This is a genomic window from Microbacterium sp. BK668 (assembly GCF_004362195.1).
Classification (GTDB): Bacteria; Actinomycetota; Actinomycetes; order Actinomycetales; family Microbacteriaceae; genus Microbacterium.
Genome location: NZ_SNWG01000001.1, coordinates 2,286,939 through 2,311,226 on the forward strand (window position 1 = coordinate 2,286,939; position 24,288 = coordinate 2,311,226).

The 24,288-nt window shown below is 71.7% G+C and carries 27 protein-coding genes and 1 tRNA gene; 19 read left to right on the forward strand and 9 right to left on the reverse strand.

Features of this window, described 5'->3' with window-relative positions; genetic code table 11:
* The first annotated feature begins 28 nt into the window (after positions 1–28).
* Positions 29–1,303, forward strand: coding sequence for a CDP-glycerol glycerophosphotransferase family protein (locus tag EV279_RS10150; RefSeq protein WP_133543139.1), 1,275 nt, complete (start codon positions 29–31; stop codon positions 1,301–1,303).
* 10 nt (positions 1,304–1,313) lie between these two features.
* Here the strand turns inward: EV279_RS10150 and EV279_RS10155 are convergent, their stop codons facing one another.
* From EV279_RS10155 to EV279_RS10170, 4 genes are all read right to left on the reverse strand, one after another.
* A complete protein-coding gene (locus EV279_RS10155; protein ID WP_133543141.1) occupies positions 1,314–2,696 on the reverse strand; it encodes a phosphotransferase in 1,383 nt (460 codons plus the stop codon).
* 74 nt (positions 2,697–2,770) lie between these two features.
* Positions 2,771–3,013 (reverse strand): hypothetical protein, encoded by a 243-nt coding sequence (locus tag EV279_RS10160; protein WP_133543143.1) that lies wholly within the window; start codon positions 3,011–3,013, stop codon positions 2,771–2,773.
* 4 nt (positions 3,014–3,017) lie between these two features.
* A complete protein-coding gene (locus EV279_RS10165; protein WP_243728524.1) occupies positions 3,018–3,950 on the reverse strand; it encodes a hypothetical protein in 933 nt (310 codons plus the stop codon).
* 51 nt (positions 3,951–4,001) lie between these two features.
* Positions 4,002–4,694, reverse strand: a complete 693-nt coding sequence (locus EV279_RS10170) for a phosphocholine cytidylyltransferase family protein (protein ID WP_133543145.1) — start codon at positions 4,692–4,694, stop codon at positions 4,002–4,004.
* A gap of 206 nt (positions 4,695–4,900) precedes the next feature.
* Here EV279_RS10170 and EV279_RS17055 point away from each other — a divergent pair, with 206 nt between their 5' ends.
* The 3 genes from EV279_RS17055 to EV279_RS10185 all read left to right on the forward strand — a co-directional run bounded on the left by EV279_RS17055 (position 4,901) and on the right by EV279_RS10185 (position 8,101).
* Entirely contained in the window at positions 4,901–6,211 is a 1,311-nt protein-coding gene (locus EV279_RS17055; RefSeq protein ID WP_243728525.1) for an ABC transporter ATP-binding protein, read from the forward strand.
* On the forward strand, positions 6,187–7,755 hold the full coding sequence (locus tag EV279_RS10180; protein WP_133543147.1) for a hypothetical protein: 1,569 nt from the start codon (positions 6,187–6,189) through the stop codon (positions 7,753–7,755). Before EV279_RS17055 ends, EV279_RS10180 begins: the two co-directional genes overlap by 25 nt.
* A 70-nt stretch (positions 7,756–7,825) precedes the next feature.
* A complete protein-coding gene (locus EV279_RS10185) occupies positions 7,826–8,101 on the forward strand; it encodes a DUF3039 domain-containing protein (protein WP_133543149.1) in 276 nt (91 codons plus the stop codon).
* A gap of 6 nt (positions 8,102–8,107) precedes the next feature.
* Here EV279_RS10185 and EV279_RS10190 read toward each other — a convergent pair whose 3' ends face one another.
* Positions 8,108–9,433: a nicotinate phosphoribosyltransferase gene (locus tag EV279_RS10190; RefSeq protein WP_133543151.1), complete on the reverse strand. Its 1,326-nt coding sequence runs from the start codon at positions 9,431–9,433 to the stop codon at positions 8,108–8,110.
* A gap of 50 nt (positions 9,434–9,483) precedes the next feature.
* On the opposite strand from EV279_RS10190, the gene murI reads away from it, so the two are divergent.
* The 4 genes from murI (at position 9,484) to EV279_RS10210 (ending at position 12,685) form a co-directional block, all read left to right on the forward strand.
* Entirely contained in the window at positions 9,484–10,311 is an 828-nt protein-coding gene (gene murI / locus EV279_RS10195) for a glutamate racemase (RefSeq protein WP_133543153.1), read from the forward strand.
* A complete protein-coding gene (gene rph / locus EV279_RS10200; protein WP_133543156.1) occupies positions 10,308–11,054 on the forward strand; it encodes a ribonuclease PH in 747 nt (248 codons plus the stop codon). Before murI ends, rph begins: the two co-directional genes overlap by 4 nt.
* Positions 11,055–11,057: 3 nt before the next feature.
* A complete protein-coding gene (rdgB, locus tag EV279_RS10205) occupies positions 11,058–11,672 on the forward strand; it encodes an RdgB/HAM1 family non-canonical purine NTP pyrophosphatase (protein WP_133543158.1) in 615 nt (204 codons plus the stop codon).
* 74 nt (positions 11,673–11,746) lie between these two features.
* On the forward strand, positions 11,747–12,685 hold the full coding sequence (locus EV279_RS10210) for a cation diffusion facilitator family transporter (protein WP_133543160.1): 939 nt from the start codon (positions 11,747–11,749) through the stop codon (positions 12,683–12,685).
* Here EV279_RS10210 and EV279_RS10215 read toward each other — a convergent pair whose 3' ends face one another.
* Positions 12,686–15,244, reverse strand: coding sequence for an ATP-dependent DNA ligase (locus EV279_RS10215; protein WP_208109513.1), 2,559 nt, complete (start codon positions 15,242–15,244; stop codon positions 12,686–12,688).
* 71 nt (positions 15,245–15,315) lie between these two features.
* On the opposite strand from EV279_RS10215, the gene EV279_RS10220 reads away from it, so the two are divergent.
* Complete coding sequence (locus tag EV279_RS10220; protein WP_133543164.1) at positions 15,316–16,263, forward strand: Ku protein; 948 nt, start codon at positions 15,316–15,318, stop codon at positions 16,261–16,263.
* A 6-nt stretch (positions 16,264–16,269) separates the two neighbouring features.
* Here the strand turns inward: EV279_RS10220 and EV279_RS10225 are convergent, their stop codons facing one another.
* From EV279_RS10225 to EV279_RS10235, 3 genes are all read right to left on the reverse strand, one after another.
* Positions 16,270–17,127 (reverse strand): DedA family protein, encoded by an 858-nt coding sequence (locus EV279_RS10225; protein WP_133543166.1) that lies wholly within the window; start codon positions 17,125–17,127, stop codon positions 16,270–16,272.
* Positions 17,128–17,196: 69 nt separating this feature from the next.
* Positions 17,197–17,278: transfer RNA gene (locus EV279_RS10230), tRNA-Leu, on the reverse strand.
* A 125-nt stretch (positions 17,279–17,403) separates the two neighbouring features.
* On the reverse strand, positions 17,404–17,724 hold the full coding sequence (locus EV279_RS10235) for a PLD nuclease N-terminal domain-containing protein (RefSeq protein WP_133543168.1): 321 nt from the start codon (positions 17,722–17,724) through the stop codon (positions 17,404–17,406).
* Positions 17,725–17,856: 132 nt separating this feature from the next.
* Here EV279_RS10235 and EV279_RS10240 point away from each other — a divergent pair, with 132 nt between their 5' ends.
* The 10 genes from EV279_RS10240 (at position 17,857) to EV279_RS17060 (ending at position 24,158) form a co-directional block, all read left to right on the forward strand.
* The gene (locus EV279_RS10240; RefSeq protein WP_243728526.1) at positions 17,857–19,008 is read left to right on the forward strand and encodes an ATPase, T2SS/T4P/T4SS family; all 1,152 of its coding nucleotides are present in this window, start codon (positions 17,857–17,859) and stop codon (positions 19,006–19,008) included.
* The gene (locus EV279_RS10245) at positions 19,005–19,862 is read left to right on the forward strand and encodes a type II secretion system F family protein (protein ID WP_133543170.1); all 858 of its coding nucleotides are present in this window, start codon (positions 19,005–19,007) and stop codon (positions 19,860–19,862) included. Before EV279_RS10240 ends, EV279_RS10245 begins: the two co-directional genes overlap by 4 nt.
* The gene (locus EV279_RS10250; protein ID WP_243728527.1) at positions 19,859–20,791 is read left to right on the forward strand and encodes a type II secretion system F family protein; all 933 of its coding nucleotides are present in this window, start codon (positions 19,859–19,861) and stop codon (positions 20,789–20,791) included. The genes EV279_RS10245 and EV279_RS10250 overlap by 4 nt, the downstream gene beginning before the upstream one ends.
* A gap of 21 nt (positions 20,792–20,812) precedes the next feature.
* Positions 20,813–21,004: a hypothetical protein gene (locus tag EV279_RS10255; protein WP_133543172.1), complete on the forward strand. Its 192-nt coding sequence runs from the start codon at positions 20,813–20,815 to the stop codon at positions 21,002–21,004.
* Between the two features lies 1 nt (position 21,005).
* Positions 21,006–21,428: a TadE/TadG family type IV pilus assembly protein gene (locus tag EV279_RS10260; RefSeq protein ID WP_243728528.1), complete on the forward strand. Its 423-nt coding sequence runs from the start codon at positions 21,006–21,008 to the stop codon at positions 21,426–21,428.
* Positions 21,403–21,876 (forward strand): TadE family protein, encoded by a 474-nt coding sequence (locus EV279_RS10265; protein WP_208109514.1) that lies wholly within the window; start codon positions 21,403–21,405, stop codon positions 21,874–21,876. Before EV279_RS10260 ends, EV279_RS10265 begins: the two co-directional genes overlap by 26 nt.
* 44 nt (positions 21,877–21,920) lie before the next feature.
* Positions 21,921–22,304, forward strand: coding sequence for a pilus assembly protein TadG-related protein (locus EV279_RS10270; RefSeq protein WP_243728529.1), 384 nt, complete (start codon positions 21,921–21,923; stop codon positions 22,302–22,304).
* 128 nt (positions 22,305–22,432) lie between these two features.
* Positions 22,433–22,714 (forward strand): DUF4242 domain-containing protein, encoded by a 282-nt coding sequence (locus tag EV279_RS10275; RefSeq protein ID WP_133543174.1) that lies wholly within the window; start codon positions 22,433–22,435, stop codon positions 22,712–22,714.
* Positions 22,711–22,953 (forward strand): hypothetical protein, encoded by a 243-nt coding sequence (locus EV279_RS10280; RefSeq protein ID WP_133543176.1) that lies wholly within the window; start codon positions 22,711–22,713, stop codon positions 22,951–22,953. Before EV279_RS10275 ends, EV279_RS10280 begins: the two co-directional genes overlap by 4 nt.
* A 59-nt stretch (positions 22,954–23,012) precedes the next feature.
* Positions 23,013–24,158, forward strand: a complete 1,146-nt coding sequence (locus EV279_RS17060) for an AAA family ATPase (protein ID WP_133543178.1) — start codon at positions 23,013–23,015, stop codon at positions 24,156–24,158.
* Positions 24,159–24,288 lie beyond the last annotated feature (130 nt).

Sequence of the window (24,288 nt, forward strand, 5' to 3'; positions counted from 1 at the left end):
CATGCGGGCCCGCCGGTAGGCTGAAGGGGTGGGACTGGTCTCGGATGCGCGCACGGCCACGGCACTCCTCGGCAAGGCCCTCGCCAATCGGACCGCGGTCCGCGACGTCCGGCGCACCCTTGCGGTGCGGCCAGAGCATCCCGAGCACCACTACCAGGTCGCCGTGTACTTCGCCGACGGCGCCGTCAACATGTACCAGATGCGGCAGTGGTATCAGCCTCTCGCCGAGCTCTCGAAGATCTGGCCGGTCGTGATCCTCAGCCGATCCGCCACGGGCGCCCGCGCGCTCCTGGCGGAGGAGGCTCCGCCCGTCGCCTTCCTCCCCACGGTGCGGGACCTCGAGGCGTTCCTCGCGACGCAGGACATCCGCGTCGTGCTCTACGTCAACCAGAACGCCAGGAACTTCCAGATGTTCCGGTACGGGCGCCGGTGGCACGTCTTCATCAATCACGGCGAGTCCGACAAGATGTACATGACCACGAACCAGTACAAGGCGTATGACTACGCCTTCATCGCGGGGGACGCCGCGCGGGAGCGGCTCTCGCGGGTGCTGTGGGACTACGACCTCGACGCTCGGACGATCCCGATCGGCCGGCCGCAGGCGGATCACTACTCCGGGGCGCTCCCGTACACGCCCGACGACCGGACCGTCGTGCTGTACGCGCCGACCTGGGAGGGCGACCGCCCGTCGGCCCATTACGGATCCGTCCGCAGCCACGGCGAGCACCTCGTGAAGGCGCTGCTCGCGACACGGCGCCACCGGGTCGTCTACCGGCCGCATCCCCGATCCGGCGTCGTCGATCCCGAGTATGGCGCTGCCAACCAGCGGATCATCGCGGCCCTCGCCGCCGCCAACCGCACCGACCCGGGCGCCGAGCACGTGTACGACGACGGCCCGGAGCTCGGATGGCAGCTCGCCGCCGCCGACGTCGCGGTCGTCGACATCTCGGCGATGGTCTACGACCGCCTGGCGGCGGGCAGGCCGCTGCTGGTCACGCGGCCGTCCGACCCCGAGGCGATCGTCGACACGCACGGCTACCTGTCGGCATGCGAGTGGCTGGATGCCGCGGATGCCCCGGCCATCGTCGAGGAGACCGAGCGCGTCATCCGCGACCCGGACGCCGAGGCCAGACTCCTCGAGTGGGTCGGGCACTACTTCGGCGACACGACGCCCGGTGCTGCGACGCGGCGCTTCCACGAGGCGGTCGCGCGGCTCATGGCGGAATGGGACCTGTGGCACGCCCGCTCCGCGGACGACGAGCCCGACGACGACGTCGACACCGAGGCCGAACTGGACGACTGAGCCGTATCCCTCAGCCGACCGCGGCGGGGCGTTCGACGAGCCGCTCGATCGCACGCAGGGGGATGGTCACCCAGGTCGGGCGGTTGCGGGACTCGTAGATCGCCTCGTAGACCGCCTTGTCGAGTTCGAGAGCGCTGAGCAGGTCGCTCTGCTCGTCGAGGTCGACCCCCGAGACGCGCGCATACCCCTCCACGAATCCCTGCCGCGCGGCCCGCACCCATTCCCGCACGTCGGTGGGGGAGCGGTCCGGCTGGTCGAGGCGGATCGAACCCGCGACGTAGTCGAAGGAGCGGAGCATCCCCGCGACGTCGCGCAGCGCCAGATCGGGACGCGTCCGCTCCGCCATGGGACGCAGCGGCTCGCCCTCGAAGTCCAGCAGCACCCATCCGCGCTCGGGATGCTGAAGCACCTGACCGAGGTGGTAGTCGCCGTGGATGCGCTGCAGCGGCGGCCACGCCGCATCCATCGCCCGCGCGTAGACCTCGGCGATCGCCCCTTCGCGCTCTGCGATGGCCGGGACCTCCGCCATCGCGATGGCCAGACGCCGTCGCCACGTCGCCTCGGTCGCCGCGCGATCGGGTCCGGCGGCCTCGTGCGTGGGGAACAGCTGGGCGAGCGAGACGTGCACGTTGGCCGTGGCCTCGCCGAGGGCGCGGGCGCGGCTCGAGAAGTCCTCGCCCTCCGCCGCCGCACGCAGCGCCACGCGCCACGCATCCTCGACGCCCGGCAGGAACTCCTGCGCGAAGGCGAGCGAGCCGCGCGCCGAGCCGTGCTTCGAGCCGTGCTCCGCAGCCCCGTCGGGCCACTCGCCGTCGACCGAGCCGATAGCGGGAGGCACGTGGGGCGAGCCCGCCGCCGCGAGAGCCGTCGTCAGTTCGATGTCGGGGTTGAGGCCGGGGTGCAGCTGCCGGAACACCTTGCAGATGATGGGAGTGGAGCCGTCGTCCGCGCGGTAGATGAGCGAGGTGTTGGACTGCTCCCCGGCGAGCACCGTCGCCGTGCGGGGGGTGTCGAGATCGAGGTCGTGCGAGGGATGGCCGGCCACCGATGTGCGCGGTCCCCCCGCCTCGCCGCCCGTGCCGATGAGCCGCAGGAGCGCGGCGGAGTACGCCGGGTCGAAGGGCCCGTCGATGAAGGTGGTGCCCGGCTCCGGGCTGCCGATGATGTGGCCGGCGTCGGCGTCGACCGCCGAGGTCGCGCGCGCGACGACGGGCACCTGGTAGAGCACGACGGGGAGGGCGCCTTCATCGGCGACGAGGAAGGTGCGCACGGTGCAGTCGTCGGCGGGCAGGTCCCACCACGCGACCAGGCGCAGGCTCGGTACCCGCGCCTTCGCGGCGTACCAGCGCTGGCGCGGCATCCACGCGGCGAGGCATGCCAACGTGCTGTCCATACAGCGACACTATTGCGCCACCGGGGCGAGCGTCACCTCCGCGAGCCGGGGCTTGATGCCCGGAGCCGAGATGGCTACCCTTCCGCGTCGGCCGCCGCACCGTCCTCGCGGTCGTCGGCCGTCCTCGCGGGGCCGCCTTCCGGCGGAGGTATCACGGGGATCGCGATCGACCCCGCCGCCGGGAACAGGTCGACGCCGGCGGCGTCGGGCGACGAGGCGTCGGTCAGCATCTCGGCCGCGGACTCGGGCCGGTGCGGCTCGGAGGGGAGCCCCGCCCACTCCTCGTTCTCCTCGGGTCGCTGAGTGAAAAGTCCCACGGACTCACTCCTCTCCTGCGGTGATCTCGCCGGGCTTCTTCCGGCGCGTGAGCGCGTCGCCGACGCGCTTGCCCGCGCTTCCCGCGGCCTGCACGCTCCGCGTGACCCCGCCGACGACCGCGCCACCGGCGCGGCGGATGCCGCGCCCCGCCGCGTACTCCATGCGCGTCGCGCCCGGGCGCGGCTCGAGCTCCTCGGGGAGGCGGACGGGCGGAAGTCCGAAGGCGTGCCGCGAGCTGACCAGCACGCGCCGCCCCAGGATGTTGTTCCCGGCGCCCCCGACCGCGGCTCCGATGCCGAAGGGCAGGGCCTTGCCGATCCAGGAGGCACCGCCGCGCACGGCGAAGTGCCGCATGAAGACGTTCTTCAGCTGATCGACGAGGGGCCCGACCGCGGCGCGCGGGATGGTCTTGGTCACCATCTCGCCCCAGTACTTGTCGCGGGTCACGCCGCGGCCCGCCGCCTGCCTGGCCAGCTGCGACACGAGATCCACGCCCTCCTTGCCGAGCATGAGGGTGAGCACCAGCGCACGGGCGCGGTCGGGGTTGTCGATCGGGATGCCGTGCACCTCCGCGACCGACTGTGCGAAGAGAGCGGTCGCCTCGAGGAAGCCGAGGGTCTCCACGCCGCTGAGGGTCAAGGTCACGCCCGTGCCGATCCCCGGCACGACCGCCGTGGCGCCGACCGCTGCGCCTCCGGTCGTCACGGCGGCGAGATAGCGGCGCTCGAGGATCCGCACGATCTCGGCGGTGGAGGCGTTCGGATGCCGCAGCCGGATGCTCCGCAGATGCGCGAGCACCACGGGCCGCTGGATCGCCAGTACCCGATCGAGCGCCCGGATCGAGCGAGGATGCTCCTCCGAGCCCACGGGCGGGAGCCCGCCGTCCCAGGGGGCGCCGTCGGGGAGCGAATGGATGCGGTGCACCTTGTCGGCCATCAGGCCGATCCTACGAGGGTCGGCTGAGCCGATCCTGGGGCTTGACGAGTGTCAGACGAACAGGTTGGCGCGCTCGAGGTCCTCGGCGAAGTCCACCTCGACGGCGTACAGGTCCGAGATGTCCAGCGGAAGGAGGCGAACCCCGTCCTCGGCGATCGCGAGCTCGAGCCCGCGCTCGAAGTAGTCCTGGTCGTCGACGCGCGTGAGGTGGCGGATGAACGCCTTCTTGTCGGCGCTGGAGATGTAGTTGATGCCCACGGCCTCGCCGATGCCGCCGACGACGGTCTTCGACAGCTCCTTGATGGAGCCGTCCTGCGACACGGTGTACTTGACCTCTTCGTCGCTGACCTTGGAGGTGTTCACCGTCACGAACGACTGGTCGCGCTCGATGAGCGCGATGGCACGACCGAGGACCCGCGGGTCGAAGACGACGTCGCCGTTCATCCAGAGCACGCCGCCGCGCCCCGTCGTGGAAAGCGCGCGCAGAAGGCTCTTCGAAGTGTTCGTCTGGTCGTAGCGGTCGTTGTAGACGTAGTCGACGTGAGGGAACGCCTCGACGATCGTCTCGGCGCGGTAGCCGACGACCGTCGTGATGCGCGCTTCGGCGCCGAAGGCCGCGCGGATGTTGTCGTGCTGCTGCTGCATGATGCTGCGGCCGTCGCCGAGCTCGGTGAGCGGTTTGGGCAGGCTGCGGCCGAGCCGCGAGCCCATGCCGGCGGCCAGGATGACGGTCTGAAGAGTCAAGGTCTGCTCCTGAAGTGCGATTGTCCACGGTCGATTAACCGAATCGACACTCCGTCGTGCCTGGTACATGGTAGCGAGGACGCCTGGGAGGGTGCATAATGCTGGGCCGCCGTTGTCGTTTCGTGACACAACTCCTGGGAGTCGGCGGGGTGGTTCCGCGGCGTCTCATCGGTCGCGTTCGGACCGGGGCTTGATACGTTTGACCGGTGACAGCCTCCATGCCGGTGCCACGCGACGCCTTCCCGGATGAGCCGGATGGCGCGACCGGCGAGGCCCGGGACGCTCCGGTCGTGCCGCTGCCCGCGAGCGGCGACGGACCGCGGCCGCGCCCGTCGGGACGCGGCAAGAAGCCGCGCCGGCCGTCACGTCAGCGGAACGGGAAGCCCGCTCCTCCCGCGGCTGTCGCCACAGACCCCGGGCCCCCGCCCCCACTGCCCGCGGACCTCGTGGACGCCTCCGTCCCGCGGCGGGCGCCCGCGGACATCCACATCCCGCCCAAACCGCCCCTTCCCGCGCCGCCCCGCGTCGACCTCACGCCCTCGGAGCCCGACGCGGCGACCCCGCTGATCGAGGAGGAGGCGTACGAGCCCGTCGAAGCGGAGCCGGATGTCCAGCCGGAGGCGGAGGGGGACGTGCAGCCGGATGTTCAGCCGGCTGTGCAGCCCGAGGAGGAGCCCGGAGTCCCCGCGCCCGCAGATCTCGAGATGGCCGACCCGTTCGCGGCGTCCGTGGTCCTCGGCGACAGCTCGGAGACGGCGACGGCAGCCCTCGCGCTTCGCGGCGTGACGAAGGCGTTCGGCGATACCCGTGCCGTCGACGGCATCGACCTGACGGTTCCCGCCGGCACCTTCTACGGGCTCGTCGGCCCGAACGGCGCGGGAAAGACGACGACGCTCTCGCTCATCGCGGGTCTTCTGCGACCGGATAAGGGCGCCATCCGCGTCGCGGGTGTGGATGCCGCATCCGATCCGGTGGGAGCCAAGCGGCTCATGGGCGTCCTTCCCGACCGCCTGCGCACCTTCGATCGCCTGACGGGCCGCCAGCTGCTCTACTACTACGGCGTTCTGCGGGGTCTGCCGGCAGCGACGGTCGAGAGCCGGATGGGCGACCTCGCCCGGGCCTTCGACCTCACGGACGCGCTCGGTCGTTCGGTGTCGGACTACTCGGCCGGCATGCTCAAGAAGGTCATGCTCGCCGGGGCGCTCATCCACTCGCCACGTCTGCTCGTGCTCGACGAGCCGTTCGAGGCCGTCGACCCCGTCTCGAGCGCCGTGATCCTCGACATCCTGTCCGCCTATGTCGCGCACGGCGGCACTGTCATCCTCTCCAGCCACGGCATGGAGTTCGTCGAAAGGGTGTGCTCGCGCGTCGCGGTCATGGTCGCCGGTCAGGTGCTCGCCGAGGGAACCGTCGAGGAGGTGCGCGGCGAGCTGACGCTCGAGCAGCGCTTCATCGAGCTCGCGGGCGGCCTGAGCGACGTGGAGGGCCTCGAGTGGCTGCACACGTTCTCCGACTGAGGCTCGCGATCCTCCTCGGGACGCTGCGCGGCGACGCACGACACGTCGCGCGTGTGGTCACGGGGCTGGTGATCCTGGTCGTCGCCACGGCGATCGGCTGCTGGGGCATCCTCTCCCTTCGAGACTCGCCCGGCGCCGCGGTCCTGGCGGTCACGGTGCTGGGGGGCTCCGGGGTGACTCTCGGCTACGCGCTCGCCCCGCTCTTCGGTGCGGCGACCGACCCGCTCGACCCGCGGCGCTTCTCGGTCTTCGGGCCGGCGCCGGCGAGGCTCGCCGGGATCCTCGGCGCGGTGGGCTTCGTCAGCGTGCCGACCCTCGTCCTCGCGACGCTGTGCACGTGCGTGGCCGTGGTGTGGACGGCGCACGGCGTTGCCTGGCCCGCCGCGGCCCTCGGCGCCCTGCTCCAGGTCGTCACGTGCGTTCTCCTCGCCCGCGTCGGGATGGCCGTGACGTCGATGTTCCTCGACGACCGGCGGTCACGTGAGCTCTCGGGGCTGTTCGCGCTCGTGATCGTCGTCGTGGTGGTCCCGGTCGGCGTCTTCCTGTCGTCGCTCGAGTGGGACGGCGTCGTCCCCACGCAGCTCACCGAGGCGGTGCGGCTTCTGGCGCTGACCCCGCTCGGCGCCGCGGCGGCCTTTCCCGGGCTCCTCGCGGCCGGCTCCCCGGAAGCGGCACTGAGCCTGCTCGTGTCGCTGGCGACGATCGTCGCTCTGGGGCTGCTCTGGGTGTGGGCCGTGCATCGCGTCCTCACCACGACGGAGCGTCCCATGGCGACCCGCGAGCGCGGAGGACTCGGCTGGTTCGCCGTCGCGCCCGGGACGCCCGCCGGTGCGGTCGCGGCGCGGAGCCTCCTCTACTGGTTCGGCGATCGGCGGTATCTGGCCAACATCGTCGTCATCCCGATCGCCGCCGCGCTCACGATGGTGCCGCTCCTGGTCGCAGGCGTTCCGCCGGCGATCGTGGCGCTCGTTCCCGTGCCTCTCGCGGCGCTCTTCTTCGGATGGCTGCCGCACAACGACGTCGCGTACGACTCCACGGCCGTGTGGATGCACATCGCGAGCGGGATCCGCGGCGCGTCGGACCGGATCGGACGCCTGGTGCCCGTGCTGCTGCTCGGGATCCCGGTCCTCGCGCTCGCGATACCGTTCGCCATCTCGGTGCACGGCCGGTGGGCGGTGCTGCCCGCCATGGTGGGCGTGTGCGCCTGCCTCTTCCTCTCGGGCCTGGGCCTGTCGAGCATCTCGTCGGCGGCCTGGCCGTACGCGGTCACGCGCCCCGGTGAGAGCCCGTTCCAGCAGCCTCCGCGCACCGGCTCGGGCAGTGCGATCACCCAGACGTTCGTCATGGTGGGCGCCGTGGTCCTCAGCGCCCCTGCGCTCTGGTGGGCGTGGCTCGCGCTGACGCGTGACGTCTTCTACGCCGAGATGGCCCTGTGGGGCGGCCTCGCGATCGGTCTCGTCGTGCTCCTCATCGGGATCGCGATCGGATCTCTTGTGTTCTCGCGGCGCAGCGGCCGGATCATGGAGTTCGCGGAGTCGACCTGACCCGCGGCGGAGCGGGAAGCGGCGTCCGCCACCCGCCCTCGGCAGGACCCGGGCGGTAGACTGGCCGACTATGAGCACCCCCGTCGAAGGCCCGGGCCAGGAGGGGACCGGCGGTCTCGCCACCCTCGACCGAGAGCTCGAAGAGCTCATCCGTGAGGAGTCGATCGAGCCGGGCGACCACGAGCGCTTCTCGCACTATGTGAAGAAGGACAAGATCCTCGAGTCCGCCATCACGGGCAAGCCCGTCCGCGCACTGTGCGGCAAGAAGTGGACACCGGGTCGCGACCCGGAGAAGTTCCCCGTCTGCCCCACGTGCAAAGAGATCTACGAGTCGCTGCAGGGCTGACCCGGCTCAGACTTCGGCGTCGACGTAGACCGTCGGGAGAGCCGGGTCGGACCGGCTGAGCGCGAGGCCGCGCACCGGCAGCTCTTCGCGTACGCGCGCATGGTGCTCGCGCGCCGCCTCGACTCCGTCGAAGCCCTCGAAAGCGGTGTCGATCTCCCCGTCCACGACGAGCGGCACCTGCAGCGCGCGGGCGTCGGGATGCTGTGCCGCCGTCTCGACCGCCTCGAAGCCGTCCGACACCGCGATGAGCTCGCTCGTGGCCACGCCGCGCTCGAGGGTCCGGAAAGCCGCCTTGCGACCGCCCTTCGAGCCCTTGTCGGTCGAGGCCTTCGCCACCGCCACCCACGATCCGTCCGAGGCCTGGCGCGCGACGAGCTTGTACACCATGCCGGCCGTCGGGGTCCCCGACCCCGTGACGACCGACGTGCCGACGCCGTAGGAGTCGACGGGGGATGCCGCGAGCGCGGCGATGGCGTACTCGTCGAGGTCGCTCGTGACGGTGATCCTCGTCCCGGTCGCGCCGAGCTGGTCCAGGAGCTCGCGCACCTCGGCGGCGACGGTCGGAAGGTCGCCGGAGTCGATGCGGACGCCCCCGAGCTCCGGTCCGGCGACACGGATCGCCGTCTCGACCCCCTGGCGGATGTCGTACGTGTCGACCAGGAGCGTCGTCCCCGTGCCGAGGGTGGCGACCTGCGCGCGGAAAGCGTCCTCTTCGGTGTCGTGCAGGAGAGTCCAGGCGTGCGCGGCCGTCCCCATCGTCGGGATGCCCCAGCGCCGCCCCGCCTCCAGGTTCGAGGTCGCGCTGAAGCCCGCGATGTAGGCGGCGCGGGCCGCGGCGACGGCTGACTCCTCGCCGGCCCGCCGGGAGCCCATCTCGGCCAGCGGTCGATCGGCGGCGGCGACGCTCATGCGCGCCGCGGCCGTCGCGATGGCCGAGTCGTGGTTGAGCACGCTCAGCGCGAGGGTCTCGAGCACGACCGCCTCGGCGAACGTCCCCTCGACGGTCAGGAGCGGAGAACCGGGGAAGTAGAGCTCGCCTTCGCGGTAGCCGGTGATCGACCCGGTGAAGCGGTAGTCGGCGAGGAAGTCGAGGGTCGCGGCATCCACCACTCTCTCGTCGCAGAGGAAGCGCAGCTCGTCGTCACCGAAACGGAAGTCCCGGATGAGGGAGAGGAGCCGTCCGGTGCCGGCCACGACTCCGAAGCGCCGCGCGCCCGGCAGCCGCCGGCCGAACAGCTCGAACACGCAACGGCGCTGTGCCGTCCCGTCGCGGAGGGCGGCGTCGAGCATCGTCAGCTCGTACCGGTCGGTGTGCAGCGCGGTGCTGGCCATGCGGTCAGCCTATCCAGCACTCCGAAACCCCTGGCGTAGGCTGGACGATCGTGAACGACGCTCCGATCGGCATCTTCGACTCCGGAGTCGGCGGTCTCACGGTCGCCCGGGCGATCTCGGCTCAGCTTCCGCGCGAGTCGATGCTCTACATCGGCGACACCGCGCACTCGCCGTACGGGCCCAAGCCGATCGCCGACGTGCGCCGCTACGCGCTGGAGGTGCTCGACACGCTCGTCGCCGAAGGCGTGAAGATGCTCGTCATCGCCTGCAACACGGCCTCGTCCGCGATGCTGCGCGACGCGCGAGAGCGCTACGACGTCCCGGTCGTCGAGGTGATCGGGCCGGCCGTGCGCACGGCCATGTCGACGACGCGCAACGGCCGGATCGGGGTCATCGGCACCGAGGGCACGATCGGCTCGCGCGCCTACCAGGACATGCTCGAGGTCAACGAGCGCCTCGAGGTGTTCGCGCGGGCCTGCCCGCGGTTCGTCGAGTTCGTCGAGGCCGGTGTGACCGACTCCGCCGAGGTGCTCGCCGTCGCCGAGGAGTACCTCGCGCCGCTGCGCCACGCGGACGTCGACACGCTCGTCCTCGGCTGCACCCACTACCCCTTCCTCGAGGGCGCGATCAGCTACGTCATGGGCCCCGAGGTCTCGCTGGTGTCGAGCGACACCGAGACCGCGAAGGACGTCTATCGGCAGCTCGTCTCGCGCGATCTGCTGGCGGGCCGGGATGCCGCGCCCCGCCACGTCTACGAAGCCACCGGCGACTCCGCCGACGACTTCCTCCGCCTCGCGCACCGCCTGATGGGTCGCGAGGTCACCGACGTCCGCCTCGTGCAGACCGGTGCCATCCATGTCCTGAAGGGATTCGAATGACCGAGATCGTGCGTGCCGACGGCCGCTCCGTCGACCAGCTGCGACCTGTCCTCATCGAGCGGGGGTGGTCGAGCCAGGCAGAGGGGTCGGCACTCATCTCCTTCGGCGACACCAAGGTGCTGTGCACGGCCTCATTCACGAACGGCGTCCCGCGCTGGCTCACCGGCAAGGGCAAGGGCTGGATCACGGCCGAGTACGCGATGCTGCCGCGCGCGACCAACGAGCGCAACGACCGCGAGTCGGTGAAGGGACGCATCGGCGGGCGCACGCACGAGATCTCCCGGCTCATCGGACGCGCGCTGCGGTCGGTGGTCGACATGAAGGCACTGGGTGAGAACACCATCGTGATCGACTGCGACGTCCTGCAGGCCGACGGCGGCACGCGGACCGCCGCGATCACGGGCGCCTACGTCGCGCTCGCCGACGCGATCGAGTGGGCGCGCGGCAAGAGATTCGTCGGTCAGAAGTCGCAGGTGCTCATCGACTCCGTCGCCGCCGTCTCGGTCGGCATCATCGACGGCGAGCCGATGCTCGACCTCGCATACGTCGAGGACGTCCGGGCCGAGACCGACATGAACGTCGTCGTGACGGGACGGGGCCTGTTCGTCGAGGTGCAGGGCACCGCCGAGGGCGCGCCCTTCGACAAGCGCGAGCTCGACCAGCTGCTCGAGCTGGGGGTCGCCGGCTGCGCCGAACTGCGCGACCTGCAGGCCGCCGCTCTCGCTTCGGCGCCGGAGGCCTGACCCGTGCCGAAGGTCGTCCTCGCGACGCACAATCCGCACAAGGTGGAGGAGTTCCAGGCGATCGTCGCCGCCGCCCGCCCCGACCTCGAGGTCGTCGGCTACGACGGCCCGGAACCGGTCGAGGACGGCACGAGCTTCGCCGAGAACGCTCTCACAAAGGCGCGCGCCGCGGCCTCCCATACGGGTCTGCCGGCGCTCGCCGACGACTCCGGCATCTGCGTCGACGTCCTCGGAGGCTCTCCCGGCGTCTTCTCGGCGTACTGGGCGGGGCACGCGAAGGATGCCGCTGCCAACCTCCGGCTGCTGCTCGACCAGCTCTCCGACATCCGCGATCCGCATCGCACGGCGCAGTTCGTCTCGACGATCGCGCTGGTCCTGCCCGGCGCACCGGCGGGCCCGGAGACCCGCGAGCACGTCGTCGAGGGCGTCTGGCCCGGCCGCCTCGCCTTCGCGCCGTCGGGCTCGGGCGGGTTCGGCTACGACCCGATCTTCGTCCCCGACGAGCAGCCGTCGTCGGTCGAGCGGAGCGTGGGGGAGTGGTCGCCGGAGGAGAAGAACGCGGCATCCCACCGCTCGCGCGCGTTCCGCGCGCTCGCGCCGCTCCTCGCGACGCTCTGAGCCTGAGAATCACACTCATTCCCGGGTTCGCCCGTGCGCACCGGAGCCGCTCCGCCCGGTCGTAGCCTGGGGCCATGCACGATCACGCGCGCGGCACCGGCAGCGGCCGAGGCGCCACGACGGGGATACGCGGTGCGGGTTCGCGCCGCCTGCTCGCGATATCGCTCGGCATCACGGCGATCGTCATGGTCGTCCAGGTCGTCGGGTCGCTCCTCTCCGGATCACTCGCCCTCCTCGCCGACGCGGCGCACATGTTCACGGACGCCGCGGCCCTCGGGATCGCGCTGATCGCTTCGGCCGTCGCGGCCCGCCCCGCCGACGATCGGCGCACGTTCGGCTATCAGCGCGCGGAGGTGCTCGGCGCCCTCGTCAACGCGGTCATCCTCCTCGTGCTGTCGGTGTGGGTCGCCGTCGAGGCGATCCAGCGGCTCGTCGATCCGGGTGAGGCCGAGATCGCGGGGGGCCTCATGCTCGCCGTCGCCATCATCGGCCTCGTCGCCAACGCGCTCGCGATGTGGCTCCTCAGCGCCGCGCAGCGCACGAGCATCAACGTCCGCGGCGCCTACCTCGAGGTGCTCGGCGATCTCCTGGGCTCCGCCGCCGTCATCGTGGCGGCGGTTGTCATCCTCGCGACGGGGTGGGTGCAAGCCGACGCGGTCGCCTCCCTCCTCATCGCCGCGATGATCGTCCCGCGCGCCATCGGGCTGCTGCGGGAGGTCGTGTCGGTGCTGACGGAGTCCTCCCCCGCGACCGTGCACGTGCGCGAGATCCGGGATCATCTCGAGTCGACGCCGGGGGTCGTCGACGTCCACGACGTGCACGTGTGGCAGCTGACGCGCGGAGCCCCCGTGTTCTCGGCCCACGTCGTCGTCGACCCCGCGACGTTGCGCGACGGACGTTCGGGTGCCCTCCTGGAGGAGCTTCAGGGATGCCTCAGCGCGCACTTCGATGTCGAGCACTCGACATTCCAGCTCGAGCCCGCGGGCCACGTCGAGCACGACGCGCACCGCTGATCAGCTCTCGCGCACCACGTCCGCGGGGCGCTTGTCCGGCCGCAGCCCCCGCCAGCGAGGATGACGCAGGATGCCCGCCGGGGTGAACTCGCCGAACTCCACTTCTCCGACGAGCTCGGGGCGCAGCCACTGCACGCCGCGCGCGTCGAGCGACGGGACGCCGACGAGGGGGTTCTCCTCGGCGTGCAGCGGCGCGAACACGGTGAGCAGGGTCTGAAGGGTCGCATCGCTGAAGCCCGTCCCGACGCGTCCGGCGTACTGGAGGCCGTCGGGGCCGTTGATCCCGAGGAGGAGGGAGCCGAACGTGGAGGCGCGGCCGCCCTGACCCGGCCGGATGCCCGCGATCACGACCTCCTGCGTGCGCGTGAGCTTCACCTTGAGCGAGGACTCGGAGCGGGTGCCGCGGCGGTAGGTCGATCGCGGATCCTTCACGACGATCCCCTCGAGGTCGAAGCGCCGGCTCGCTTCGAGCGCCGCATCCACGTCGTCGAAGACCGGCGGCACCACGATCGACGTCATCGTGTGGCCGGCGAGGTCTTCGAGGATGCGGCGGCGATCGCTGAGGGGAAGGCCCGTGACGTCCCTGCCCCGCGCGACGAGGACGTCGAAGAGGTAGTAGTGCACGGGCGTGCGTTTGGCGAGGCGCGCGATGTCGCCGACCCCCACCAGGTTCATGCGGGTCTGCAGGAGGGCGAAGCTGGGCCGGCCGTTGTCGAGCGCGACCAGCTCCCCGTCGACGACGCACGGCTCATCGCCGAGTCCGGGATCGCCTCCGGTGATCTCGGGGTACTTCGCGGTGCTCTCGTTGCCGCTGCGGGCCCAGAGGCGCAGCGACGCGCCGTCCCACACGCCGACCGCCCGGATGCCGTCCCACTTCGCCTCCGCCCAGGCCGGTTCGCCCCATTGCCGGGCGTCGGCGCGGGCGCGTTCGGGCGAGGCCGTCGTGGAGAGCATGGGCCGCAGGTCCGCGGGAGCGGGCGGCCACGGCGCCTCCGGCGCGGAATCGAGCAGCTCGGCGACGGTCCGGTTCGACGGCTGCTCCGGCGGGTCCGCGGGTCTCGGGGGAGGCGAGGCCGAACGCCGCCGGCGGGCGCCCCGCCGCGGTTCGTCGGCCTGCGGCGAGGGCTCGACCGGGATGCCGTCCGGCTGCACGCGGCCCTCGGCATCCGTCTTCATGCGGTGAAGCAGCCAGCTCGACTTCTGTCCCTTCCCCTCCGTGCGGATGAACGCGAGGCGCACGCGCCCGAGCGGGCCGCCCGGTCGTCCTTCCGCCGTGAAGATGATCTCGTCGTCGCGCCACTTCTCCAGCTCGTAGCGGCCGTCGTCCCAGATCGTCACGGTTCCGCCGCCGTACTCGCCCAGGGGGATGGTGCCCTCGAACGAGGCGTACTCCATCGGGTGGTCCTCGGTCTGGATCGCCAGGTTGTTGCGCCGGTACGAGTGCGGCACGCCCCGCGGCACGGCCCAGCTGACCAGGACTCCGTCGCGCTCGAGCCGGAAGTCCCAGTGAAGCGCGGTCGCATGGTGCTCCTGGATGACGAACGACGGCAGCTCGTCGGCGGCGCGGACGGCGGCGGCCGGGTTCGACGGCACCGGTTCTGGTGTGCGCTCGGCGGACCGCATGGAGATGTACGTGCTGAGCGGCCCCTCGCCGGCGTCGCGGCCACCCGAGTGGAATCCGAGCGGCGCGAGCGGGTCGCCCATCTCATCGACCCGGACGAGGACCTCGTCGAACAGGAGGTGACGCAGCCCGGGGTCGTCCAGCTCGTCCCACGTCCGCGGCACGGCGACGGTCGGATGCGACCGCCCGCGCAGCGAGTACGGTGCGATCGTCGTCTTCGACCCGTTGTTCTGGCTCCAGTCGATGAGCACCCGACCTCCGCGGAGCGACTTCTTCATACTGCTCACGACGAGGTCGGGGTGATCGGCCTCGATGGCGCGGGCGAGCTCGTGCGCCAGCGCGGACGCGGCTTCGCTCGACTGGCCGGGGGGCAGGGCCGAGTAGAGCTGGATGCCCTTGCTGCCGCTCGTGACGGGGTACGGCTCGAGCCCCATGGGAGTGAGGATGTCGCGTGCCCAGCGGGCCACCTGCGCGCACTCGGGAAGACCGACTCCCGGACCCGGATCCAGATCCAGCACGAGCCGGTCCGCGTCGCCGCGATCGCCCGTCGGGGTGAACCGCCACTGGGGGACGTGGAGCTCGAGGCTCGCGACCTGTGCGAGGTAGACGATCGTCGGCACGTCGCCGGCGATCGGATAGTCCTTCGGGCCGCCCGAGTGGGGGATCGGGAGGCGGCGGATCCACTCCGGGGCGCCCCGCTCGAGATCCTTGGCGAAGAACGGCTGTCCGGGGTGCGCGTTCGTGCCGACTCCGTCGGGCCATCGTTTGCGGGTGACGGGACGACCGACGATGTGCGGGATCATCGTCGGCGCGATGCGGGTGTAGTAGTCGATGACCTCGGCCTTGGTCGTCCCCGTCTCGGGGTAAAGGACCTTCGTCAGGTTCGTCAGGCGCAGGCGCCGCCCGCCGATCCTCACGAGCTGGTCATCGCCGGGCATGGCACCCATCCTGCCCGCCCTGACCGGTCAAGCCCTAGCCGTGACGGCTGTGGCCGGTGTGTACTGGTGTGATGAGAGCGATCTGGAAGGGCGCCCTGACCTTCGGCCTCGTCAACGTGCCCGTGAAGGTCTACGCCGCGACGGAGGACCACGACGTCTCGCTGCATCAGGTGCACAACAAGGACGGCGGCCGCATCCGCTATCAGCGGGTGTGCGAAATCGACGGCGAGGTCGTGCCGTACCAGGACATCGACAAGGCCTTCGACGACGGCGACAAGACCGTGGTGCTGACCAAGGACGATCTGGCGTCGCTCCCCGCCGAGCGCAGCCGGGAGATCGACGTCGTCGAGTTCGTGCCGAGCGAGCAGGTCGACCTCCTCACCCTCGACCGCGCGTACTACCTCGAGCCGGACTCGGCGTCGCCCAAGGCCTATGTCCTGCTGCGCAAGACCCTCGAGCAGACCGACCGCACCGCGATCGTGCGCTTCTCCCTGCGGCAGAAGACGCGACTCGCGGCGCTGCGGGTGCGAGGGGACGTGCTCGTGCTGCAGACGCTCCTGTGGGCCGACGAGGTGCGCGAGGCGAACTTCCCGGCGCTGGATGAGAGCGTGCGGATCTCGGCGAAGGAGCTCGAGCTCTCGGCATCCCTCGTCGAGAGCTTCGCGAGCGACTTCGACCCCGAGGAGTTCACCGACGAGTACCAGGCCGAGCTGCGCACCCTGATCCAGGCCAAGCTCGAGAAGGGCGACGCGGTCGACACCGCGGAGACGTTCGGCGAGCAGGAGGAGGACGCGGGCGGCGAGGTGATCGACCTCATGGCCGCGCTGCGCGCCTCGGTCGAGCGTTCGCGCGCGGCGCGCGCCGGCGGGGCGGACGAGAAGACGAAGGATGCCGCGCCCGAGAAATCGGCCAGGTCGAAATCGCCCTCCGGCTCCGGGTCGAAGACGGCGCCGAAGGCGAAGGCGAAGGCGAAGTCCTCGAAGCCGGCGGAGAAGAAGCGAGCCTCGAAGGCGTCCTGAGCGCGATCAGCCCTGCGAGGGCGGGGGAGAGCCGTCGCCGTGGCGGGGCTCCTGCCGATGGTCGCGCAGCGGGTCGTGGCGGCGCTCGCCCCGGTGCTGGTCCGGGTGCTGGTGCTCGGGCCCGCGGTCGAACACCTCGGGGTCGAGCACGAGCTGGCGAGCCTCCTCGGCGTCGGTCACGACATCCTCACCCGCGGCCTCCTCCCGGCGCGCCTTCGAGCGCTCGCGGAAGTAGTGCCACAGCGTCACGAGGAGCGTGCCGCCCACCGCGACCAGGAGGATCAGGTCGATGTACTCGGCGACCAGTTCGCCCACCACGGGGATGAAGCCGATCGCATAGCCGAACATCGTCAGGCCGAAGCCCCACAGGACGGCGCCGACGAAGTTGTAGAGCGTATAGCGGCCCTTGTGCATCTTGCCCACGCCCGCCGCGACCGGCGCGAAGGTCCGGACGATGGGAACGAACCGGGCGACGATGATCGTGAGGCCTCCGTACTTCACGAAGAACGCGTTGGTGCGCTCGACGTTCTTCACGCTGAAGAGCCCCGATTCCTTCCGCTCGAAGACCGCCGGCCCGCCCTTGTACCCGATGAAGTAGCCGACCTCGCCGCCGATGAAGGCCGAGAGGCCGATGAGCAGCGCGACCCACCAGACGCTGACGCCGAAGACGCCGTTGGGCGCGGCCTCGGACGGATGCGAGAGCAGCCCCGAGATGATGAGGAGGGTGTCGCCGGGGAGGAGGAAGCCGATGAGGAGGCCCGTCTCGGCGAAGACGATGAAGCACACCACGAGAAGGGCCCAGGGACCGGCCGCGGCGATGATCGTCTCAGGGTCGAGCCAGGGGATGAGCGCGATGTGCTGCACGAAGGGTCCCGTCGGTCGGAATGGTCGGCGGTCGGATGCCGGGTGCGAGCCGAGGATCCGGCGACGCCGTGCGGAAGGTGGGACTTGAACCCACACGCCCGGAGGCACAGGAACCTAAATCCTGCGTGTCTGCCAATTCCACCACTCCCGCGAGTGCGTTCAGTCTACTGAGCGACCTGGACGGCGGCTGAGGGGTCCGCCGCCTCGTGCACTCGCCGCGGCGCCACCGGCCCCGACCGGTCCGCGAGGTCCGTCGCGCTCGTGTGGAGGGTTCGCTCAGCGCCGGTCGTGGCGGATGCCGAACAGGAAGTACGCGGCAGGCCCGATCCAGTTGATGAACAGCGCGGGCACCCACGCCAGCTTGGGGCCGCGCACCTCATCGGGGTCGCGCTGGGCGAGGTCCCACGCCGCGAGCGCCGCGAACGCGAACTGGACGAGGCCGAGGACGACGCCGCCGATGCGCAGCGGCACCTTCGCCAAGCCGAGCGATGCCGCCGCGCCCGCCGCCTGCTGCAGCGCGCCGGACGCCGCGCTCGAGCCGGGCTGCGGCGTCACGCGAGGTGAAGGAGAGGCGAGGTTCTTCGTGTACGAGGTCATGGCTGTTCCTTCCACGGTCTCGACCATCGTGTCACTGGTCCGCCGCCGTCGGCAGGGGTTGCCTGCGCCGGGTCGGATGTGCGCTGTGGATAACTTCGGTGCGGCGCGGGCGCCCCTTGCGAGGATTCTCCGGTGTCTCTCCCCGTCGCCGCCCGGCCCGCCGCCGTCGTGGCGGAGCGCGTGCGCGAGCGGCTGCGCGCGGAGCACGCCGATCCGGCGCGCGACCCCGAGTTCGCGGCCAGCGTCGCGCGGGCGGAGGTGCGCCGGCACAACGACTTCGCCCTCGCCCGTGGGCTTCCGCCGGTCGACGACGAGGCCGGATGCGTCCGCGAAGTGCTGGCGACCGTCACCGGCTACGGGCCGCTGCAGGTTCACCTGGACGACCCCACCGTCGAGGAGCTGTGGCTGAACGCTCCGGACCGGATCTTCATCGCGCGCGGCGGGGTCGCCGAGCGGGTGCCGATCGTCCTCAGCGACACGCAGGTACGGGATCTCGTCGAGCGGATGCTCCACGCCACGGGCCGGCGGGTGGACCTCAGCCAGCCGTTCGTGGACGCGTCGCTGCCGGACGGCAGCCGCCTCCACGTCGTGATCCCCGACATCACACGTCGGCACTGGGCGGTCAACATCCGCAAGTTCCTGCCCGCGTACCGGAGCCTCGATCAGCTCGTGGCGGTCGGCTCCCTCCGGCCTTCGGGTGCGGAGCTCCTCCGCGCGGCGATGGCGGAGGGCCGCAGCATCCTCGTGTCGGGCGCGACCCACGCCGGGAAGACGACGCTCCTCAGCGCTCTCATCGCCGCGGCGCCGCGGCACCATCGCATCGTCACCGTCGAGGAGACCTTCGAGCTGGCGGTGGATGCTCCCGACCTCGTCGCGCTGCAGGGGCGTCAGCCGAGCCTCGAGGGCACGGGTGAGGTGACGCTCCGGCGCCTCGTCAAGGAGGCCCTGCGCATGCGCCCCGACCGTCTCGTCGTCGGAGAGGTGCGCGACGCGGAAGCGCTCGACCTGCTCCTCGCCCTGAACACGGGGGTCCCCGGGGCCGCCACGATCCACGCCAACTCGGCGCGAGAAGCCCTCGGCAAGCTGGCGGCCCTGCCGCTGCTGGCCGGGCGCAACATCGACGCGGGATTCGTGCAGCCGGCGGTCGCGGCATCCGTCCACCTGGTGGTCCACTGCGAGCGGGATGACTCGGGCCACCGCCGGGTCGTCGAGATCGTCGCGCCGACCGGTGTCGGGCCGACGGGGATCGAGGCGCGCACGGTCTATCGCGGGGACCGGGGATGACGGTCGTGTGGGGCGCCGTCCTGGCGGCAGGGATCCTCCTCACCGTGTCTCCGTGGGTCTGGCCCGCGCGCGGCGACCGGGCCCCGGCGCGGGCGAACGGTGCGCTGGAGCGGCTGCTCGAAGCGGCGGGGCTCGGCGCCGCGCCGCCCGGCCTCGTCATCGGCGCATCGGTCGGCTGCGCCGTCCTCGCGGCCGCTGTCGCCTGGCTCCTCGTGCCCGTCCTCGCGATCGTCGCCGTAGCCGCCGTGGCAGGGGCGCTCGCGCCCTTCGGCTACCTGCGTGCGCGGAGGGCTCGACTCGTGCGCACGCGGCGCGCGCTCTGGCCCGACGTCTGCGACCTCCTCATCGCGTCGGTGCGAGCGGGGATGTCGCTGCCCGACTCGGTCGCGGCGCTCTCCGACGCCGCTCCCGCGCCGTTGCGGCCAGCCTTCGCGTCGTACAGCCGGGACCTCGCCGCGTCGGGGCACTTCGATTCCAGCATCCGGCGCCTGAAGGCCTCTCTGGGCGACCCGGTGGCCGACCGGATCGTCGAGACACTTCGCATGGCCCGGCAGGTGGGCGGCACCGAGCTCACGCCGGTGCTGCGCGCGCTCGCAGCGTCGGTCCGGGCCGATGCCGCGCTGCGCGCCGAGGTGGAGGCTCGTCAGTCCTGGATCCGCGGGGCCGCCGTGCTGGGCGTGGCGGCGCCGTGGGCGATCCTCGCGATGCTCGCGCTGCGACCGGAAGGGGCGGAGGCCTACGCGAGCCCGGAGGGCGTCGCGCTGGTCGTGGTCGGTGCGGCCGTGTCGTTCGTCGCCTATCGCCTCATGCTGCGCCTCGGCCGGCTGCCCGAGCCACGGAGGTGGTTCGGATGATGCTCGTCGTCCCCACCGACGCGGCGCTGGCGGTCGTGCTCGGCGCGGCCTTCGGAGCGGGCGTGTGGCTGCTGGTGTCGGTGACTCCCCGCTGGGGTGCTCCGACACTCGCCCGTCGGATCGCACCGTATATCCGCGACGTCACCGATCCCCGCGGGCTCACGCCGCTCGCCGGGTTCCGCGCCACCGACGCACATGCCTTCTGGCGGACCGGCCTCGATCGCATCGCCCGGGGCATGGGAGGCTCCGAGTCGGTGACGCGCCGGCTGCGACAGGCAGGCCGGACGGCGGATGCCGCCTCCTTCCGCGCACGCCAGCTCGCGTGGGCCGTGGCCGGGGTGGCGGCCGGCGGGACCCTCGTCGTCCTCTTGGTGCTCCTCGGGCGAGGGTCGGGGGCGCTCGCGATCCTCCCACCGGTCACCGGGTTCGCCGCCGCAGCCCTCTTCGATCTCTCGCTGACCCGCGCGGCGGCGGGCCGTGTGAGCAGGATCGAGGAAGAGCTGCCCACGGTGCTCGAGTTCCTCGCTCTCTGCCTCTCAGCGGGGGAGAACATCCTCGACTCGGTGCGCCGGGTGTCGGAGGTCGGCGCGGGCGAGCTCACGAGCGAGCTGCGCGGCGTCGTGGTGGCGGTCGGCACGGGGTCCTCCCTGTCCGAGTCGCTCGCACGGCTGGCCGCGGGGCTCGAGATCCCGCCGCTGTCGCGCGCCGTCGATCAGCTCGTCGCCGCGCTGGATCGGGGCGCGCCGCTCGCGCACGTGCTGCACGCGCAGGCGCTCGACGCCCGCGAGGACGCCAAGCGGCGCCTCATCGAGCGCGCGGGCCGGAAGGAGATCTACATGCTCGTCCCGCTCGTCTTCCTCATCCTGCCCCTCAGCGTGCTGTTCGCGGTGTTCCCGGGGATCTTCATGCTTCGACTCGGAATCGGCTGACCGCAGCCGGAAGGAGAATCCATGTTCCGCTCTCTCTCGCAGCGCCTCCGCGCGCGTTTCATCCTCGCCCTCGGCGACGAGCGCGGCGACGTGCCCGGATGGGTGCTCATCACCCTCATGACCGCCGGGCTCGTCGTCGTGATCTGGGCGCTCGCGGGTCCGGCGCTCGCCGACCTCTTCCAGCAGGCCATCGAGCGCGTCTCGGGCTTCTGACGTGACGCCCCGGGCCGTCCGCCTGCGAGAGCGGCTCGGCGCCGTGCTCGGGGACGAGACCGGCGCGAGCCCCGTCGAGTTCGTGCTCGTCGGAACGCTCCTGACCGTGCTGACCCTCGGCGTGCTGCAGCTCGGACTGGCTGTCTACGTGCGCAACGTCGTGCACGACGCCGCGGTGGAGGGCGCGTACCATGCGGCGCTCGCCGACACCTCCCTCGCGGAAGGCGCACGGCGCACGGCCGAGATCGTCGGCCGCACGGTGGGGGGAGCGTACGCCGCCGAGGTCTCGGCGCAGGAGACGCAGGAGCTGGGGCATCCGTCCGTCGAAGTGACGGTGCGGTGCCCCTTCCCGCTCGTCGGGCTCCTTGGCATGCCGCGGATGCTGGAGGTGAGCGCGCGTGCTCCGCTCGAGTCGTTCGGCTGACCCCGCGGCCATCGACGACCCTGAGCGCGGCTCCGCACCGCTCGAGTTCATCCTCGTCGGCCTGCTTCTTCTCGTCCCGCTCGTCTACGTCGTCGTCGCCCTCGGGCTCATCCAGGGGCACGCGCTCGGCGCCGAGGCGGGCGCGCGGCATGTCGCCCGCGCGATCTCGACCGCTGCGGGGGAGGCCGACGCCCGCGAGCGGGCGCAGCGCACCCTCGCGGCCGTGATCGACGAGTACGGCCTGGACGAGGCATCCGTCGATCTGGAGATGTCCTGCGCTCCCGCCGGTAGCGCCTGTCCGCAGCCCGGAGCGACGCTCGTCGTCACGCTGCGGACGCGGGTCGCGCTGCCGCTCGTGCCGCCTGTTCTCGGCCTCGACGACCTCGCGAGCATCCCCGTCGAGGCATCGGCCGCGCAGAAGGTCTCGCGCTTCTGGGGTGCGGGGTGACACGGCAGCGGAGGCCGACCCGGCCGAGGGACGACGAGGGCAGCGTGCTGCTGCTCACTCTCGGCTATGCCGCGCTGGCGCTCGTCGCGGTGTTCCTCTGCGTGGATGCCACGAGTCTCTACCTGACGCAGAAGCGGCTCGATTCGCTGGCGGATGCCGCGGCCCTCGCGGGCGCCGACGGATTCACGCTGTCGGTCGTCGACGGCGAGCCCCGCGCCGAGCTCACCTCCGATCAGGTGCGCGCGCAGGCTCAGGCGCTCCTGGGCGACGTCGGCCGGGACGCCCGGCTCCTGTCGGCGATGACTCCCGACGGGGTCTCAGCGCGCGTGACGGTCGCGGGAACCTGGCACCCTCCGGTCGCGACGATCTTCGTCCCCGACGGGGTCGCGCTGCAGGCGACGGCGACGAGCCGGACCGCCCTGCGCTGACCCCGCCGGGCGACATGGGGAGTCGCCGGGCCGAATATGGGGAGGAAGTCCCGATGTGGGGAAAGGGGCTGGAATCGACGATGGATCCACTCCGGTGAACACCGGCCCCTTCCAGAAACGGATCCCTCATGAAGACCTTCCTCATCGAACGCGAAGTGCCCGGCGCTTCGAAGCTCAGCCGCGAAGAGCTCGCCGAGATCTCGAAGACCTCGAACGCGGCGGTCGACTCGCTCGGCATCCCGTTTACGTGGGTCACCACCTACGTCGCCGGCGACAAGCTCTACTGCCTGCATCGCACCGACAGTGCCGAGAGCGTGCGCGAGCACGCGCGGCGCGGCGGGTTCCCCGCCGACCTCGTCAACGAGGTCGTCGCCGAATTCGGTCCGCAGACGGCCGAGGAGGCGGCATGAGCGCGCTGTCGCCGTTCGCCTCGCCCGGTGCCCGAGCCGAGCACTACCTCGTCGGGTTCGGGCGCCTCACCGATGGACTCGGGCGTGTGCTGCGGGAGCGCCTGGGGCGGCTCCGCCACAGCCGGGCCCCGATCACGCGAGAGCTTCTCACGGTGCGACGGGAAGGCGAGCGGATGCGCGATGTCGTGTGGGCGCGCGCCGAGCGCACGCGCCTTCTCGCCGGCCGACCCGCCGTCTGAGCGTGCTGAGGCGAACCGTCGCCGACACGGAACAGCCCCATGGCGCCTACCATGTCGCCATGGGGCTGTTCGAGCGGGAGCTCGAGGCGGCCGAGCTCCGGAAGGAGCTGAGGAGCCTGCGGGAGGGCGGTCGCGCCGTCACCGTGACCGGAGATGCCGGTTCCGGCAAGACGGCGCTGCTCGCCGCCGTGCTCGGGCCCGAGCCGACCGGCCTCACGGGCGATGCGTCGACGACGGGACCGCGTGTGCTGCGAGGCCTGTGCGACCCGTTGGGGACTCCGCGCCCCCTCGGTCCGATCCGCGACCTCCTCGGACGCCGGTCCACGAGCGATGTCACGTCCGATGTCGAGGCGAGACTGCTCGAGCTGGTGGGTCCGGAGCCGACCGCAGTCATCATCGAGGATGCCCAGTGGATCGACGCGGCGTCGGTGGAGGCTCTGCGCTTCCTCGTCCGGCGGATCGAGCGACTGCCCTTGCTCCTGGTGATCACGTACCGCGACGCCGACGTCTCGCTCGGCCACGCTCTCCTTCCGCTCCTCGGCGAGATCGCGCGCAGCGAACACGCGACGCAGATCACGCTCGGACCGCTGTCCGCCGAGGCCGTGCGTGCGATCGTCGGCGATTCCGGCCTCGACGCGGATCGTGTCCACGAGCTGACCGGCGGCAACCCCTTCTTCGTGACCGAGATCGCGCGGCACCCCGGCGAGCGCCTGCCTCCGACGGTCCGTGACGCCGTCATCGCGAGCACCTTCGGGCTCGCGCGGGACGACATCGAGCTGCTTCAGCTGATCGCCGCCGCGCCGGATGCCCTCGACGATCGGCTGCTGCCGCACCTCCACATCGACGTTCCGACGCTCCGACGCCTCGAATCCACCGGGCTCCTCGTGCGCACCCGCCGCGGAGTGGCCTTCCGTCACGAGCTCGCGCGTCTCGCCATCGTCGAGGGGACCGCCGCCGGGACGAGGCGGATGCATCACGCCGCGATCCTGGAGGCGTTCGTCGCACTCGGCTCGTCCGACCATGCCGTCCCGCGCACCACGCCGTCGCAGCCGGCGACGAGGACGCCAGCATCCGTTACGCGCGGATGGCCGCTGAGGACTCGGCGAGGGCGGGATCGCACTCCGAGGCGGTCGCCTTCCTCACGCTGGCCCTGGAGAGGCTCGTCGCGCCGGTCGCGGAGAGAGCCGAGCTGCTCGAGCTCCTGAGCACGGAGCAGTACATGATCAGCCGGCTCCCCGAGGCGCGGGAGTCGGCTCGTGCGGCGCTGATCATCCGCGAGCGGCTGGGAGACCCCGACGGCATCGCTGCCGCGCACGATCGCCAGGCCATCGTGGA